Origin of the sequence: Frigidibacter sp. MR17.24, from assembly GCF_037095655.1 — a bacterium.
Lineage (GTDB): Bacteria > Pseudomonadota > Alphaproteobacteria > Rhodobacterales > Rhodobacteraceae > Frigidibacter.
The window spans coordinates 21,578-37,776 of record NZ_JBAWKE010000012.1; the positions used below are offsets into that span (position 1 = coordinate 21,578).

Consider the following 16,199-nt stretch of genomic DNA (forward strand, 5'->3'; position numbering starts at 1 on the left):
TGACGCGTCCAGGATTTTTCCGATGGAAACGGAGCCTTTGATGGCAAAAATTGACGCCACCCGCCCGAACATTGACCAGTTGCAATTCCGCGAGGCGATGTCGCGCATCGCGGCGGCGGTCCATGTCATCACCTCCGACGGCGCGGCCGGCCGCGCGGGGTTCACCGCCTCGGCCGTCTGCTCGGTCTCCGACACGCCGCCCACGCTGCTCGTGTGCATGAACGGCGCGAGCCGCCAGAACCCGATCCTGCGCGAAAACGGCGTGCTGTGCGTGAACACGCTCTGCCCCCAGTCGCGCCAGCTTGGCGATCTGTTCTCGGGTCAGCGCGGCATCGCGCACGACGAGCGGTTCGACCATGCGGAATGGGTCGCCGGCCTCACCGGGTCACCCGTGCTGAAGGGCGCCGCGATGAGCCTCGAGGGGCGGATCTCCGACATTGCCCGCGTTGGCAGCCACGACGTCTTCTATGTCGAGGTGCAGGCGATCCACGGCATGGCCCAACGCGACGCGCTGCTGTACTTCGGCCGCTCCTACCGCGCGCTCGCGCGGACCGCGGCCTGACAGGGACCGCGGGCAACGAAGAAAGGGGCGCCCGTCCGGGGCGCTCCTTCTGTCTTGATCACTGGTCGTAACCCGGGTTGCGGCGATCAAGCAGCCGCAGCATCGCCGGCCAGCCCCGCACGCCGGTGCGCACCGGATCGAATGCCGAGGCATACTGGCTGGCCGTGTGCTTCTGCACCGCTTCCGACGGGGTGACGATCCTGCCGTTCGAGGCCATGACATCCATCTGAACCTTCGCCGCCTGCTCCATGTAGTAGAACAGGTAGAAGGCGCCCGGGATCGTGTGCGCACAGGACAGCATGCCGTGGTTGCGCAGCACCAACGTGTGGCTGTCGCCAAGATCGGCCACCAGCCGCTTCTGTTCGTCGAGGTCCAGCGCGATCCCCTCGTAATCGTGGTAGCGGACCTTCTCCGAGAACTCGAGCGCGAACTGGTTGATCGGCAAAAGCCCCTCGGCCAGGCAGGACAGCGCGACGCCGGCACGGGTGTGCGTGTGGATCACGCAATCGACCTCGGGCCGGGCGTCATGGATGGCCGAGTGGATGACGAAGCCGGCCGCGTTGACCGATGTCACGCCGTCGACCGGCAGGCCCGAATGGTCGACCTTGACCAGCGACGAGGCCGTGACCTCTTCGAACATCATGCCGTAGGGGTTGATCAGGAACTCGTTCGGGCTGCCGGGCACCCGCGCGGTCGCATGGCCGTAGATCGTGTCGGCCATGCCGAAATGCGCCAGCAGGCGATAGCAGGCAGCCAGATCGACGCGGGCCTTCCACTCGGTGTCGCAGACGTAGTCCGGCGGCGTGGGATCCTTGAGCATCGTGCCGGATTGATCGAGGTCTTCCATGTGTCGTCTCCTTGTCGCGGAGGGCGTCAGCCCGGGTTCCGCAGGTTGTCCCGAAGGGTCCGCCCGGCGTAGTCACGCCGGAACAGCCCGCGTTTCTGCAATTCCGGCACCAGAAGGCGCGCCGCGTCCTCGAAGGTGCCGGGATAGACGGTCGGCGGCAGCACGAACCCGTCGCAGGCGCCGCTGGTGAACCAGTCCTCCATCGTGTCCGCGATCTGGCCGGGCGTGCCCACGAACAGGTCGCGCGGGCGGCGGACGGTCTCGGCGAAGCTGGTTTTGCGCGCGGCGGCCGTCGCCGTCATCCGGTCGAGCGTGCCCTGCACCCCCTGGTTTCCCACCTCCGCCGGCGCCGGCTGCTTCAGGGTCTCGTGCAGATCGACGCCCATGAGCGACGAGTTCGAGGCCAGGACCAGCTCGGGATCGACCAGCGCTTCGAGGTAGGCGGCGCGATCGCGGGCGATCTGCTCGGTCTCGCCCAGCACGATCGACATCGAGGTCAGCACCTTGCAGCTGTCCGGCCCGCGGCCGGCGGCGCGCAGCCGCTCGTGCAGGTCGGCGCGGAAGCCGATGCCCGCCTCCTTCGTCGCGGGCGAGGCGAAGACCAGCTCGGCCCATCGCGCCGCGAAGGCGCGACCGCGGTCCGAGGCCCCCGCCTGCATCAGCACCGGCCGGCCCTGCGGGCTGCGCGGGATCCCCAGCGGTCCCGCCGTCGCGACATGCGGGCCGCGGTGGTTGGCGGCGTGGATGCGGGACGGGTCGGCAAAGACGCCGCTCTCGCGGTCCATCACCAGGGCCCCGGGCTCCCAGCTGTCCCAAAGCTTCGTGCAGGCCTCGAGCACGTCATCCGCCCGTTCGTAGCGGCTGCCCTTGTCGGGCATCGCCGCCATGCCGAAGTTGCGCGCCTCGGCATCCATGGTCGAGGTCACGACGTTCCAGGCTGCCCGGCCGCCGCTGATCAGGTCGAGCGAGCCCAGGCTGCGGGCAAGGTGGTAGGGGTCGTTGAAGGTCGTCGAGAGCGTCGCGCCAAGCCCCAGATGCGATGTCGCGGCGGCCATGATCGGCAGGGCGATCATCGGGTCCAGAAGGCTCGCCTGCCCGCCGCGACCGATGTAGTCGTCGATCCTGCCCTTGTAGAGATCCGGCAGCGCGAGGTTGTCAGCGAAGAACCCCGCATCGAAGCGCGCCGTCTCCAGAAGCCGCGCGAGCGACTGGTACCGCTCGGGCGACCAGACATCCGCCAGCGGCGCCGACGGATGGCGCCAGCCGCCCGCATAGCTGGCGGTGGAATTCGTGCGCAGGTAGGCAACGAGATGCATCTTGCGCGTCGTGGTCATGGCAACCTTCTCTCGCCCGCCAGCCGGCAGGCGCACTGTCCCGGTCGCGGTCCCGGCGGGCCGCGTGAGGGATCGTTAGACTGTGGGAGAAAGCCTCAGCCGCTGGACCTGAGGCTCTTGTACGCCCTCTCGATATGGTCGCGCAGCGCCTTGGCGGCCGCGTCCGGGTTCCGCGCGGCCATTGCCGCGACGATCTCCCGGTGCTCGGACGCCAGACGCTGGCTTTCCTCGGCCGTCAGGCGGCCAAGGGTCTCGGCACTCAGGAAGAATTCCTGGTACTGCTCGATCATCGTGACCAGCCGGGGATTGCGCGACGCCCGCCGGATCAGATCGTGCAGCTCCCTGTTGTTGCGCGACCGGCCTTCCGTGTCGCTGACGTCCATCTCCTCGCGCTCGCGCACCAGCGCCCACAGCGTCCCAAGCTCTTCCTCGGTGACGCGCTCGGCCGCCAGCCGCACCGCGGTGCAGTCCAGGCCCACGCGGATCGCGTGGATGTCGTCGCGCTCGCTCTCGATGTCGACGACTTCGACCCCACCCTTCTCGAGCGGCGTCAGCAGACCGTCGCCAGCCAGCCGCGACAGCGCCTCGCGCAGCGGCGTGCGGCTGGCACCGACCAGTTCGGCCAGCTCGACCTCGCGCAGCCGGGTACCCGCCGCGATATCACCGGTGATGATCGCCTCGCGAAGGCTGACATAGATCTGCTCTGCGAGCGCCGGGCCGCGCCGGGCTGGCTTCATGCCTCCTGCGGAGATCTGCATACGTGACGAACCTCATCCGAAATCCTGTATGCAGAATGCATCCGCGGGAAGGTGTGTCAAGAGACGAACGTCGCCAGCCATCGCCCGCGCCGGGCCGAGGCCCGTCTCAACACAAGGACCAAGTCGACCGAGCCGACGGAGAATCCCGCATCGCCGGCCATTCCCGGCACCGTGCCGGCCGCCCGGCGCAGGCGCATCACCACAGGGCTGTCCGCAGGTTTTGCGGACACTCGAGCGCTGACCTGCCCGCGCACCGCCCTCGTCGTCGCGAGCGTCAAACGGGCTTTGCCCCTGCGCGGGCCGACCCGGGCAAAGCCCCGAACAGTCCCGCGATGCAGCAACAGGCCGTCGTCGCGCCCGGACGCGGCCGTCGCGCGGCACCGCATAGCGGCCGGTGCGGACGGCCCGCCGAAACCGGCCCCGTTGGTCGAGCCGCTCATTGACCGATCCGCGGCGGTTCGGCAGATGTGCCCGACGCCCCGGGTGATGAGATGCGGCTCGAGCTAGACAGACATTCCGGTGACACGATCCAGGCCCAGCTGCGCCGGTCGGTCATCGACGCGATCCACGCGGGCCAGTTGACCCCGGGCCAAAGGCTGCCGCCGTCGCGGCAGCTGGCCGGGCGGCTTGGCATCGCGCGCAACACCGTCACCGCCGTCTATGACGAGCTGGCCGCGCGCGGCTACCTGCACAGCATCCCGCGGCGCGGGCATTTCGTGATGGCCGGCATCGCGGCCGAACCCGACGCCACCCCCGACGCCAGCGCTGCGGCCGTCCCCGTGCCCCCGCGAAGCCTCGCGGCGGTGACCTCGTCAGGACCTGCGCCGGGGCCCGCATCGGGACGCCCGTCGGCCATCGACTGGCAGGCGCGGCTGAAACAGCGGCCCTCGGCCCTGCGCCACATCCACAAGCCCTCGAACTGGCAGGACTATCCCTTTCCCTTCGTCTACGGGCAGGTCGACCCGCGCCTGTTTCCCCTCAACACCTGGCGGGCCTGTTCGCGCGATGCGCTGGGCCGGTCCGCCATCGACTGGTGGACCGCCGACCGCGCGGTCGAGGACGACCCGCAGCTGATCGAACAGATCCGGACCCAGATCCTGCCGAAGCGCGGCATCTACGCCCGCGAGGACGAGATCCTGATCACCCTCGGCTCGCAGGAGGGCTTTTTCCTGCTTGCCCGGCTTTTGGCCCGCGCGGACACCCGCGTCGGCGTCGAAACCCCCGGCTACCCCGACAGCCGCAACATCTTCGCAGCCGAGGGCGCGCGGATGGTCGACATGGCCATCGACGGATCCGGGGCCCGGTTCGATCACCCCGACCCGCTGGACGTGGCAATCCTCACCCCCGCGCATCACTGTCCGACCATGATCACGATGTCGCCGGCCCGCCGCCGCGCGGTCATCGACCGGGCCACGCGCGACGGCACCATCCTGATCGAGGACGATTACGAGGGCGAGACCTCGTTCGCCGCAGACCAGACCACGCTCAAGTCGATGGATACCGGTGGCCGTGTCGTCTATCTCGGCACCCTGTCCAAGGTGCTGGCCCCGGGCGTGCGCATCGGCTTCATGGTCGCCGATGCCGCCCTGATCGCAGAGGCGCGCTGGCTGCGCCGGCTGATCCACCGCTCCGCGCCGCTGAACAACCAGCGCACCGCGGCGATCTTCCTGGCCGAGGGCCACTACCTCGCGCTCCTGCGCCAGCTGCGGGCGGCGCTGGCCCGGCGCTTCGATCGGGTGGCTGCCGGATGCGACCGCTACCTGCCCGATTTCCTGCGTGCGCCCGGCAGCGGGGGGTCCTCGGTCTGGCTGGAATGCCCGCCGGGGCTGGATGCGCGAGCGCTGCATGTCGCCGCGCGGCGCCTTGGCGTGCTGGCCGAGGACGGCGACCCCTTCGTGCCCGTCGCGCAGGCGGGACGCTTCCTGCGGCTCGGGATATCCTACATCGACGAAGACAGGGTGTCCGAAGGGCTGCGGCGTCTTGCCAGGGCCGCGGACCAGGCGGGCTGACCCGACCCCGGCGGCAGGCCGGACCGCCGGGCCCTGACGGTCGCGGGCTGCACCGGTGCCGCAGGTCTCGGGGCGCGGAAGGGGCAGAGTTCGCGCGCGCCCCCAACAGGAGACATGCCAAGCGCTGGACCAAGACGAACGGCGCCGCTGGCCCAAGACCGGCGGGCGGAGGGCGCGGTAGCTGGGGCCATGATGGAACACACCAAGATCTCCCCGACACCCGACGCGGCCATCGCGGCCTATAGCGGCATCAACCTGATCGGCGGCGCGCGTGTGCCCGCGGCCCGCACGCTCGCGGTCCTGAATCCCGCGACCGGCGCCGTGCTCGGCCACGCGGCCGCGGCGGATGGCGCCGAAACCGCCGCCGCCGTCGCGGCCGCCCGCGCCGCCTTCCGCGGCTGGGCCGCCCTGCCCGCGCGCGAGCGCGGCAAACGCGTCGCGGCCGCCGGTCGCGCGCTCGGGGCGGATGCCGAGACCGTCGCGCGTCTTCTGGCACTGGAAACCGGCAAGGCGCTGCGGACCGAATGCCGGGGCGAGCTGACCGTGGCCGCCGACCTGCTGGAATTCTACGGCGGCCTCGGGTCCGAACTGAAGGGCGAGACGGTGCCCTACAACCCGCGCATGCTGACCATGACCACGCGCGAGCCGCTGGGCGTCGTTGCCGCGATCCTGCCCTGGAACGTGCCGCTGGTGCTGATGATGCTCAAGATCGCGCCGGCGCTCGTGGCCGGGAACACCGTGGTGGTGAAGGCCTCCGAAGAGGCGCCCTTCGCCACGCTGATGGCGGCCGAGATCGTCGCGGGCTTCCTGCCCGAGGGCGTGCTGAACGTCGTCTGCGGCACCGGGGCCAAGTGCGGCGCGGCCCTGACCGCCCATCCCGACGTCGCCAAGATCACCTTCACCGGTTCGGAGGCGGCGGGCGAGACCGTCTACGCCGCCGGGGCACGGCGCATCGTGCCCGTCAGCCTGGAACTTGGCGGCAAGTCCCCGATGATCGTCTGCGCCGACGCGAACCTCGAGCGGACCGTGCCCGGCGCCAACGCCGGCATGCGCTTCACGCGCCAGGGCCAAAGCTGCACCGCGGCAAGCCGGATCTATGTTCATGCCTCGCTTTATGATACGTTCATCGAACGGATCACCGCAGCGCTCGACACGCTCGTCATCGGCGATCCCCTGGACGAGGCGACAGACATCGGCACCATCATCTCGGCGCGCCAGAAGGCAACGATCGACCGCTTCGTCGCCCTGGCCGAGGGCACCGAGGGCGCGACGGTCATCCGCTGCGCGACGATGCCCGAGGATCCCGCGCTTTGCGGCGGCCTGTTCATGCAGCCGACCCTGATCACGGGCCTGCCCGAGGATCATCCCTGCGTCACAGACGAGATCTTCGGCCCCGTCGCCGTGATCCAGACATGGACCGACTACGACGAGGTGATCGCGCGCGCCAACGACAGCCGCTATGGCCTGGCCGCGACGATCTGGACGACCAGCATCGCCACCGCGCTCGACGCCACCGCCCGGCTCGAGGCCGGCTATGTCCAGGTGAACCAGAACCTGACCATCCAGCCCAACGTGTCCTACGGCGGCTTCGGGCGTTCGGGCCTTGGCAAGGAGGCCTCGCTCGAGGCGATGGTCGAGCATTTCACCCGCAAGAAGACCATCGTGATGTCCTTCGACGCATGATGCTGGCCGGGATCATCAGCCTCGCCGTCTTCGCGGCGGCCGTGCTGCGGGGGCTGACCGGCTTCGGCTTCGCGCTTGCCGCCGTCCCGGCGATGAGCTTCGTGGTCAGCCCCGCCCGTGCCGTGGCCATCGCCATCCTGCTTCAATGCCTCGTCGGCCTGCGCGACCTGGTGACGATGCGGGCCCTGATCGACCGCAGGGCGCTGGCGCTGATGTCGGCGGGGGCGCTGCTCGGCACCCCCGTCGGGATCGTGGCCCTGACCCGGCTGTCGCCCGACGCGATGCGCATGGTCCTGTCCGCGATCGTCGTCGTGGGGCTGCTGGCGCTGCTGGCCAGGGTCAGGCTGCCGGCCGGTCGTGGCCCCGCGATCGGCGCGGGGCTGCTGTCGGGCATCTTCTCCGGCCTCGCGGCCATGCCGGGCCCGCCGGCCATCGCCTATTTCCTCGGGCGGGCCGTGCCGGCAGCGAACATCCGCGCCTCGCTCATGGTGTTCTTCTTCCTGACCTCGCTGATGGCGCTGCCCGGCCTCTACCTTGCCGGCCGGCTGGACACCGAGACCGGCCTGCTCGCGCTCACGGCCTTTCCCGCGCTGCTGGCAGGCACCTGGGCGGGCGGCCGCGCCTTCCTGCGCCTCGGCGAGGGCGGCTATCGCACCGCCGCCATCGCCTTGCTTGCCCTCACCGCGCTGGCCACCGGCCTCAAGGGCCTCGCCGCCTTTCTCTGAGCGGCCCGCCCCGGCCCACGGTCACGCCCCGGCCGCTCCCTCCGCCGGCTGAGCCGCGTCGTCGGGCGTCACCTGCAGGATCACGGCCAGCGTCGCGGCCATGTGCTCGGCCATGAGGGCCTGCGCCCGCGCGCCGTCGCGTGCCGAGATCGCGGCCAGGATCGCGCGGTGCTCGGCCTGGGACGTCGCCACGCGGTCGTGCTTGAGCCGGAACTGCACCGCGCGCAGCGGCAGCGACCTCAGCTGCAGATCGACAAGCACATCGCGCAGCACCGGGTTCTGCGCCCCGGCATGGATCGCGGCATGGAAGCGGATGTTGATCTCGTTGAACGCCTCGGGCGCGGCGTCGGCCTCGTCCACGATCCGCGACAGCGCCTCGATCGCGGCCGCGTCCATCCGCTCGCTCGCCAGCCGGGCGCAGGCCCCCTCGACCTCGCCGAGCGCCTCGAACAGGCCGCGCACCTCGTCGCGGCGCATGCGGCGGACCAGCAGGGTGCGGCGGGGCCCCGGCATCAGCACGTTCTCGCGCCGCAGACGCTGAAGCGCCTCGCGCACGGGCGTGCGCGACAGGCCGGATTCGGCGGCCAGCGCCACCTCGCTCAGCACGTCTCCGGACCGGATCTCGCCACACAGGATGCGGTCGATGATGGCAGCGTACAGGATTTCTGCCGACTTTTTACTCATTCTTCACCTCTGCCCGCGCCTCCGTCCATCTCGCCGTTAAAATGTATACATATCGCGCGATCATTCTCACGTCACCGGCCCAGCGGGATCATCCGCACGGCCCGGCACCGAAGCAACATGGGACACAGGGAATGGCGAACGGCATGATCGATCACAAGGCAATCCTCGCGTCGCGCCTCGCGGCGCAGCTGGGACGGCGCAGCCTGCTCAAGGGCTTCGGGGCCGCGGGCCTTCTGGCGGCGGGCGGCGGGCTTCTGCCCGGCGAGGCGAAGGCCCAGCAGGCGGGCCACCTGAAGATCGCGGCGCTCAAGCACATCGACACGCTCGACCCGCATTTCACCTTCTTCCTCTCAGCCGTGCAGGTGATCAACAACATCCACAACGGCCTTCTGAAGATCGTCTACAACGGCGAGACCGTGACCTTCGAGCCCGACCTGGCCGAGACCTGGGATCTCGAGGACGAGGTCACCCACGTCTTCAAGCTGCGCCCGAACGTCAAATTCCACGACGGCACGCCCTGCGACGCCGAGGCGGTGAAATTCTCGTTGATGCGGGTGAAGACCGGCACGCCCGCCTCGCCGCATGCCTGGAAGCTCGCGCTGCTGAACGAGGTCGAGATCGTCGACCCGCTGACCGTGAAGCTGCATTTCGAAAAGCCCTACGCCTTCCTGCCGGTGGCGCTGAACGGCTCGACCGGCCGCGCGGGTACGATCGTCAGCCCGGCGGCGGTCGAGAAATACGGCGCCGACTACGGCCGCAACCCGGTCGGCACCGGCCCGTTCAAGTTCGTCTCGTGGAAAGAGAACGACGCGATCGAGCTCGAGGCCAACCCCGACTACTTCGAGCCCGGCCTGCCCAAGGTCGAGAAGGTCTCGTTCATGTTCGTCGACGAGGCGTCGACCGCGGTCGCGGCGCTGGTCTCGGGCCAGATCCACGGCATGAACGACTGTCCGATGCAGCTGGTGCAGCAGGTCAAGAACATCCCCTCCGTCACGCTCTACGGCGAGATCGAGGGCAACTACACCTATGTCGGCATGAACACCCGCAAGGCCCCGTTCGACGACGTGAACCTGCGCCGCGCCGTGGCCTTCGCCATCAACCGCGACACGGTGATCAAGCAGGCCTACTTCGGCCTCGCGCAGGAAGCCTACACCCCGATCTCGCCGCCGATGTCGGGCTATTTCGATCCCGACATCGCGACCTCGGGCCGGGGTCACTTCTTCGACCTCGAGAAGGCCAAGGAATTCCGCGCCAAGGCCGCCAACCAGGACCCGATCGAGGTCACCTACCTGATGACCGAGCGCAACGCGATCGGCACCCGCGTGGCGCAGACCGTCGCGCCGATGCTGGCCGAGATCGGCATCACCGTGAAGCTGGAACTGATCGAACCCGCCGCCTGGGTCCAGCGCATGAAGGAGGGCAACTTCGAGATGCTCGACTTCGACTGGGTCGCCGACCTCGACCCCGAGGAGACGCTCTATCCCGAATTCCGCTCGGACGGGTCGTGGAACTACTGGGGCTGGGTCAGCACCAAGTTCGACGAGCTTTGCGCCCAGGCCTCGGTCGAGCTTGACGTCGAGAAGCGCGCGGCGATGTACCACGAGGCCGAGGACCTGCTGATGGACGAGGCGCCGATCGCGATGATGTGCCACCTGCCGATCTACAAGGTGCTGTCGAAGAAGGTCGAGGGCTTCGAATACGTGCCCTGCGACCTGATGAACCTGCACACGGTGAGCCTGGCCTGATGCTTGCCCAGCTGACGGCGAAGGTCCTGCAGACGGCGGTGGTGCTGCTGATCGTCTCGGTGGCCAGTTTCAGCCTGCTGAAACTGGCGCCGGGCGATCCGGTCACGCTGATGCTGGGGTCCGAATATTCGCAGGACACCTATGACGACCTGACCCGCCAGCTGGGCCTCGACCGGCCGGTGCCCGAGCAATACGTCACCTGGCTCGGCGACTTCGTTTCGGGCGACTGGGGGCAGACCTATGCCTCGCGCACCGACATCTTCACCTTCATCGTCACCGAGGCGCTGCCGGTCACGCTGACCCTGACCTTCTTCGCGATCCTGCTCGCGCTGGGGGTGGGGGTGCCGCTGGGCGTGCTGTCGGCGGTCAAGAAGGACAGCGCCTGGGATGTCGCCGCCGCGGTCTTCGCGCTGACCGGCACGGCCTTCCCGTCGTTCTTCCTCGGCATCCTGCTGATCTGGTTCCTGGCGGTGAAGCTCGGCGCCTTCCCGGTCATGGGCTTCGTCGCGCCCTGGCAGGATCCCTGGGGCGGGCTCTACCACATGGTGCTGCCGTCGCTGACGCTCTCGACCTATTTCATCGGCATGATCGTGCGGATGACCCGTGCCACCATGGTCGAGGTGCTGGAACAGCCCTACATCGCCGCCGCCCGCGCCCGTGGCGAGCCCGAGTGGCGCGTGATCTGGGTGCACGGGGTGCGCAACATCCTGATGCCGCTGGTGACGATCGTCGGGCTGCAGCTGGGCGGCATCCTGCAGGGCGCGGTGCTGACCGAAACGGTGTTCTCGCTGCCCGGCCTTGGCCAGATGCTGACCGGCGCGGTGCTGGGGCGCGAATACGGGCTGGTGCAGGCCGGCGTCATGCTGACCGCGACCCTCTTCATCCTGGTCAACCTGCTGGTGGACCTGTCCTATCCCCTTCTCGATCCCAGGCTGAGACCGCGTTCATGACCGCGACCGACACCGCCCCCACCGCGCCGCGCCGCGCCGGCATGATGCGCCGCCGGCCGTTCTTCACCCTCGCCAGCCTCGTCGCGCTGGGCTTCGTGGCCTGCGCGATCTTCGCGCCGCAGATCGCCCCCTACCCGCCGACGCTGCAATCGATCGACGCGATGATGCAACCGCCCTCGGCCGCGCATCCGATGGGCACCGACAGTTACGGCATGGACATCCTGTCGCGCGTGATCCACGGCGCGCGCTACGCGCTGCTGATCGGCCTCAGCTCGGTCCTGATCGGCGCCGCCGGCGGGCTGGTGCTGGGGCTGGTCGCGGGACTCAGCGCGGGCTGGGTCGAGTGGGTGATGCTGCGGCTGATCGACTCGATCCTCGCGCTGCCCTCGCTCATCCTGGCGGTGGCCTTCATCGCCATCCTCGGACAGGGCGTCGACAAGGTGATCCTCGCCGTCGGGCTGTCGCTGATCGGCCCCTTCGCCCGGACCGTGCGCGCGGACGTGCTGCAGGTGAAGGTGCAGCTGTTCGTCGAGGCGGCCGGGCTGATGGCGATCCCGCGGCTTGCCGTCATCCGCCGCCACATCCTGCCCAACGTCATCTTCCCGCTCTGCGTCCAGATCACCATCCGCATCTCCGAGGCGATCCTCGTGTCCTCGTCGCTGTCCTTCCTGGGCATCGGCGTGACGCCGCCCACGCCCGACTGGGGCCTGATGATCTCCGAGGGGCGCGGCTTCGTCAGCTTCGCGGCCTGGATGTCGGGCATGCCGGGGATCGCGCTCGCGACGCTGCTGATCGCGCTGGCCATCGTCGGCGACGGCATCCGCGAGGAATTCGACCCCAAGCTGAGGACCGGCCGATGACCGCCCCGATGACCCGGCCGATGCCCGCGCCCATGCCCGAGCCCGAGCCCGCGGCGCTGCTTGAGGTTTCGGGCCTCAGCCTCTGGCGCGGGTCCCGCAAGATCCTCGACGAGGTGTCGCTGCGCCTCGGCCGGGGCGAGACGCTGGCGCTGGTCGGCGAAAGCGGCGCGGGCAAGTCGACGATCGCCGTCGCGCTGATGGGCCTGATGTCCGCGCGCGAGGCCCGCGTCGAGGGCCGGCTGCGCTTCGACGACCTGCCCGACCTTCTCGCCCTGCGCGAACGCGACTGGGCCGGGCTGCGCGGCCGGCGGATGTCGATGGTGTTCCAGGATGCCGGCGCGGCGCTCAATCCCTGCTACACGGTCGGCAGCCAGCTGGTCTCGGTCCTGCGCCGCAAGCTGGGGCTGGGCCGGGCCGAGGCGCGCACCCGCGCGGTCGCGCTTCTGGAGGGCGTCGGCATCAACGACGCCGCCGCACGCCTCTCGGCCTATCCGCACCAGCTTTCGGGCGGGATGCAGCAGCGGGTGATGGTCGCCATCGCGCTCGCCTGCAACCCCGAGCTTCTGCTCGCCGACGAACCGACCTCGGCGCTGGACGTGACGATCCAGGCCCAGATCATCCGGCTGATCCTCGACCAGACCCGCGCGCGGGGCGCAAGCTGCATCTTCGTGCTGCACGACCTCGCGCTTGCCAGCCAGTCCTGCGACCGCATCGTCGTGCTCTATGCAGGCCAGGTGATGGAGGCGGGCGCGACCCGCACCGTGCTGGAACGCCCGCTGCATCCCTATACCCAAGCGCTGAAATCCTGCGTGGTCGAGATCGGCACCGACGAGCTTGCGCCCCTCGACGGCGGCGTGCCGGCCTATGACCGGATGCCCGCCGGCTGCCGCTTCGCCACCCGCTGCCCCCGGGCCGCGCCGCGCTGCGCCGCCGAGCGCCCGCCGCTCGCGACGCTCGACGGGCGCGAGATCGCCTGCTGGAACCCCGGAGACCCCGCATGAGCGACACCCTCTTTGAGCTGCGCGAGGTCGAGAAGACCTACCAGATCCGCCGCAGGCGCCAGCGCGTCGGGCTGAAGGCGCTCGACGGCGTGCGCCTGACCATCCGCCAAGGCGCGAGCCTCGCGCTGGTGGGCGAGAGCGGCTCGGGCAAGTCGACGCTCCTGCGCGTGCTCCTTGGCCTCGAGCCGCCGACCGAGGGCCGCGCGCTCTACCGCGGACGGCCGATCGCAGAGGTCCGCGCCGAGGGACCCGAGTTCGCGCGCCGCGTGGCGATGGTCTATCAGGACGCGCGCGGCAGCCTCGATCCGCGGATGACGGTCGAGGCGCTGATCGGCGAGGCGCTGCTGCATTTCGGCATCTGCGCGCGATCCGAGGTCCCGGCCCGCGTGCGCGCGCTTCTGGCCCGCGTGGGCCTGCCGGCCGAGGTCGCGGCGCGCTACCCGTCCGAGATGTCGGGGGGCCAGGTGCGCCGGGTCGCGATCGCCCGCGCGCTCGCCTCCGAGCCGCAGGTGCTGGTCGCGGACGAGGCGGTCTCGGGCCTCGACGTCTCAAGCCAGGCGCAGCTTCTGAACCTGCTGCGCCGCCTGCGGGCCGAGATGGGCCTGACGCTGGTCTTCATCACCCACGACCTCGGCGTCGCGAGCTATCTGTGCGACGAGATCGCGATCATGTACCTCGGCCGCGTGGTCGAGACCGGACCCACCCGCGCGGTCCTCGACACCCCCGCGCATCCCTATGCCCGCGCGTTGCGCGGCGCGGCCCCCGCCTTCTTCGCCCCGCTGAGCGACCCGCTGCCCGGCGAGATCCCGAGCCCCATCGATCTTCCCCCCGGCTGCCGCTTCGCCGGCCGCTGCCCCGTCGCCCGGCCCGATTGCCGCGACACCGATCCCGCGCTTCTGCGCCTCGACGACAGCCGCGCCGCGGCCTGTCTCCATCCCCTGACCAAAGAGCCCGCGCATGTTTGACTTCTTCTCCGCCCGCCGCCCGGAAACGCTGGGCAGCAAGGCGATGATCGCCACCTCGCATCCGCTGGCGACCGCGGCGGGGCTCGAGATCCTCGTGCTTGGCGGCAAGGCGGTCGATGCGGCGCTGGCCGCGGTCGCGGTGCAATGCGTGGTCGACCCGCTGATGACCGGGATCGGCGGCGACTGCTTCGCGCTTTACGCGCCCGCCTCGGGCGGCGTCCGCGCCCTCAACGGCTCGGGCCGGGCGCCGGCGGCGGCCAGCGTCGCCGCGCTTAAGGCCGCGGGCCTTGGCGACGCGATCCCGCAGACCTCGCCCCATGCCGTCACCGTCCCCGGCGCCGTCTCCGCCTGGTGCCTGCTGCACCGCGACCTCGGCACCCTGCCCCTCGCGCGGATCTTCGAGCGCGCGATCGGCTATGCCGAGGCCGGCTTCCCGGTCACGCCACGCGTGGCGCAGGACTGGGCCAACCACGCGGGCCTCGTCGGGCAGGACGCCCATGCCGCGGCAGTCTTCCTGCCCGGCGGCCGCGCACCCGCGCCGGGCGAGGTGATCCGCCAGCCTCTGCTCGCCGCGCGCCTGCGCGAGATCGCCGCCGGCGGCGCCGACGCCTTCTACGCCGGCGCGACCGGGGCGGCGATGGCCGGTCACCTCTCGGGCCTTGGCGGCCTGCACACCGCCGAGGATTTCGCCGCCGGGGCCGGGGCGGCGTTCTGGACCGATCCGATCCATGCCAGCTACGCCGGCCACGACATCTACGAATGCCCACCGAACGGTCAGGGGCTGGCGGCGCTGGTGATCCTGAAGATCCTCGAGGGCTTCGACCTGGGCCCAGACGTGCCGCTCGCCGACCGGCTTCACCTGCATGCCGAAGCGGGCAAGCTTGGCTATTTCCACCGTGACGCCCTGATCGGCGATCCGGCCGGCTGCCCCGACCTGACCGAGCGGCTTCTGTCGGACGAAGTGATCGGGGCACTGCGCGCGCGCATCCGCATGGACCGCGCCCTGCCGCCGGCGCTCTGGGACGAGCCCGAGCACAAGGACACGATCTACCTCGCCTGCGTCGACGAGGATGGCAACGCGATCTCGTTCATCAACTCGATCTTCCATGCCTTCGGCTCGACCCGGCTCGACCCGGTGTCGGGCGTGCTCTTCCACTCGCGCGGCGCGCAGTTCCGCCTGATCGAGGGCCATCCGAACGCGATCGGCCCGATGAAGCGGCCGATGCACACCATCATCCCGGGCATGGTGATGAAGGATGGCCAGGTGGCGATGCCCTTCGGGGTGATGGGCGGGCAGTATCAGGCCTCGGGCCATGCCCAGTTCCTCTCGAACGTCTTCGACCGCGGCATGGACCTGCAGGCGGCGATGGACGAGGCCCGCAGCTTCGCCTTCGACGGCGTGCTCGAGCTTGAGCCCGGCATCCCCGAAGAGGTGCGGCAGGACCTGGCCGCGCGCGGTCACGTCCTGCGCATCGCCACGAGCCCGATCGGAGGGTCGCAGGCGATCGCCATCGACCGCGCGGCGGGCGTGCTGCGCGGCGGATCGGACAGCCGCAAGGACGGGATGGCGCTGGGGTTCTGACCGCGCGCCGACCGGTCACCGACGCGGCGCCGCCCGGCGGTCCGGCGCCGCATCGCGGATCTCGACCGGCCTCGCCCCCGCCGCGTCCTCGCGGACGGCGGGCGGCGGATCGGGTTTAGATTTCCCCTCGGCGGCCGTCGGGGCCGACGGGGGCGCTCACCCGTCTGACACGGCCGGCCCGCATGTCGCCCGCGCCCCTTGGGAACCGACAGTCGACAGGGCGGTCCGAACGGCGGTACCGGCGACCGGACCGTTCCCACGACATGGCCACGCGCCTTGGGTGCCATCGCCGCCGGGCATGACGGCGGGATGATCCGGCGATCCGGGTACCTGTTCATGAGAAGGGCCGCGACGCTGGCCCAAGGCGTCCGACCGAAACGCCCTGTCGATGCGTCGCCCTCCCTCTGCCGATCCGCCCGGAAACCGCCACGGGCGCGCTGCCAAGCCCATCGGCGCCGCTCAGGGCGCATCCCGGGCCAAGGTCGCGACGGCGG

At 70.3% G+C, this 16,199-nt stretch carries 15 protein-coding genes; 10 read left to right on the forward strand and 5 right to left on the reverse strand.

The features are described 5' to 3' along the window. Nucleotides 1-40: 40 nt before the first annotated feature. Nucleotides 41-562 (forward strand): flavin reductase, encoded by a 522-nt coding sequence (locus tag V8J39_RS21440; RefSeq protein ID WP_336463017.1) that lies wholly within the window; start codon nucleotides 41-43, stop codon nucleotides 560-562. A gap of 58 nt (nucleotides 563-620) precedes the next feature. Here the strand turns inward: V8J39_RS21440 and V8J39_RS21445 are convergent, their stop codons facing one another. The 4 genes from V8J39_RS21445 to V8J39_RS21460 all read right to left on the reverse strand — a co-directional run bounded on the left by V8J39_RS21445 (nucleotide 621) and on the right by V8J39_RS21460 (nucleotide 3,941). Continuing rightward, the gene (locus V8J39_RS21445; protein ID WP_336463018.1) at nucleotides 621-1,409 is read right to left on the reverse strand and encodes a class II aldolase/adducin family protein; all 789 of its coding nucleotides are present in this window, start codon (nucleotides 1,407-1,409) and stop codon (nucleotides 621-623) included. A gap of 26 nt (nucleotides 1,410-1,435) precedes the next feature. After that, complete coding sequence (locus V8J39_RS21450; protein ID WP_336463019.1) at nucleotides 1,436-2,743, reverse strand: LLM class flavin-dependent oxidoreductase; 1,308 nt, start codon at nucleotides 2,741-2,743, stop codon at nucleotides 1,436-1,438. Between the two features lie 95 nt (nucleotides 2,744-2,838). Beyond that, nucleotides 2,839-3,480, reverse strand: coding sequence for a GntR family transcriptional regulator (locus V8J39_RS21455; protein WP_336463020.1), 642 nt, complete (start codon nucleotides 3,478-3,480; stop codon nucleotides 2,839-2,841). A 77-nt stretch (nucleotides 3,481-3,557) separates the two neighbouring features. Next, nucleotides 3,558-3,941: a hypothetical protein gene (locus V8J39_RS21460; protein WP_336463021.1), complete on the reverse strand. Its 384-nt coding sequence runs from the start codon at nucleotides 3,939-3,941 to the stop codon at nucleotides 3,558-3,560. 51 nt (nucleotides 3,942-3,992) lie between these two features. Here V8J39_RS21460 and V8J39_RS21465 point away from each other — a divergent pair, with 51 nt between their 5' ends. The 3 genes from V8J39_RS21465 to V8J39_RS21475 all read left to right on the forward strand — a co-directional run bounded on the left by V8J39_RS21465 (nucleotide 3,993) and on the right by V8J39_RS21475 (nucleotide 7,918). Further along, a complete protein-coding gene (locus V8J39_RS21465; protein WP_336463022.1) occupies nucleotides 3,993-5,510 on the forward strand; it encodes an aminotransferase-like domain-containing protein in 1,518 nt (505 codons plus the stop codon). 192 nt (nucleotides 5,511-5,702) lie between these two features. Further along, nucleotides 5,703-7,193, forward strand: coding sequence for an aldehyde dehydrogenase family protein (locus V8J39_RS21470; protein WP_336463023.1), 1,491 nt, complete (start codon nucleotides 5,703-5,705; stop codon nucleotides 7,191-7,193). Continuing rightward, nucleotides 7,193-7,918: a sulfite exporter TauE/SafE family protein gene (locus V8J39_RS21475; RefSeq protein WP_336463024.1), complete on the forward strand. Its 726-nt coding sequence runs from the start codon at nucleotides 7,193-7,195 to the stop codon at nucleotides 7,916-7,918. Before V8J39_RS21470 ends, V8J39_RS21475 begins: the two co-directional genes overlap by 1 nt. A gap of 21 nt (nucleotides 7,919-7,939) precedes the next feature. On the opposite strand, the gene V8J39_RS21480 is transcribed toward V8J39_RS21475, so the two are convergent. Continuing rightward, nucleotides 7,940-8,602, reverse strand: a complete 663-nt coding sequence (locus V8J39_RS21480; RefSeq protein ID WP_336463025.1) for a GntR family transcriptional regulator — start codon at nucleotides 8,600-8,602, stop codon at nucleotides 7,940-7,942. A 131-nt stretch (nucleotides 8,603-8,733) separates the two neighbouring features. Between V8J39_RS21480 and V8J39_RS21485 the strand changes: the two genes are divergently transcribed. Genes V8J39_RS21485 through V8J39_RS21510 form a run of 6 tightly spaced genes read left to right on the forward strand, consistent with a single transcriptional unit; the run spans nucleotide 8,734 to nucleotide 15,705 of the window. Further along, a complete protein-coding gene (locus V8J39_RS21485) occupies nucleotides 8,734-10,347 on the forward strand; it encodes an ABC transporter substrate-binding protein (RefSeq protein ID WP_336463026.1) in 1,614 nt (537 codons plus the stop codon). Continuing rightward, nucleotides 10,347-11,297 (forward strand): ABC transporter permease, encoded by a 951-nt coding sequence (locus V8J39_RS21490; protein ID WP_336463027.1) that lies wholly within the window; start codon nucleotides 10,347-10,349, stop codon nucleotides 11,295-11,297. Before V8J39_RS21485 ends, V8J39_RS21490 begins: the two co-directional genes overlap by 1 nt. Next, on the forward strand, nucleotides 11,294-12,157 hold the full coding sequence (locus V8J39_RS21495) for an ABC transporter permease (protein WP_336463028.1): 864 nt from the start codon (nucleotides 11,294-11,296) through the stop codon (nucleotides 12,155-12,157). The genes V8J39_RS21490 and V8J39_RS21495 overlap by 4 nt, the downstream gene beginning before the upstream one ends. Further along, entirely contained in the window at nucleotides 12,154-13,158 is a 1,005-nt protein-coding gene (locus V8J39_RS21500) for an ABC transporter ATP-binding protein (RefSeq protein WP_336463029.1), read from the forward strand. Before V8J39_RS21495 ends, V8J39_RS21500 begins: the two co-directional genes overlap by 4 nt. Beyond that, on the forward strand, nucleotides 13,155-14,123 hold the full coding sequence (locus V8J39_RS21505; protein WP_336463030.1) for an ABC transporter ATP-binding protein: 969 nt from the start codon (nucleotides 13,155-13,157) through the stop codon (nucleotides 14,121-14,123). Before V8J39_RS21500 ends, V8J39_RS21505 begins: the two co-directional genes overlap by 4 nt. Further along, complete coding sequence (locus V8J39_RS21510; protein ID WP_336463031.1) at nucleotides 14,116-15,705, forward strand: gamma-glutamyltransferase family protein; 1,590 nt, start codon at nucleotides 14,116-14,118, stop codon at nucleotides 15,703-15,705. Before V8J39_RS21505 ends, V8J39_RS21510 begins: the two co-directional genes overlap by 8 nt. Nucleotides 15,706-16,199 lie beyond the last annotated feature (494 nt).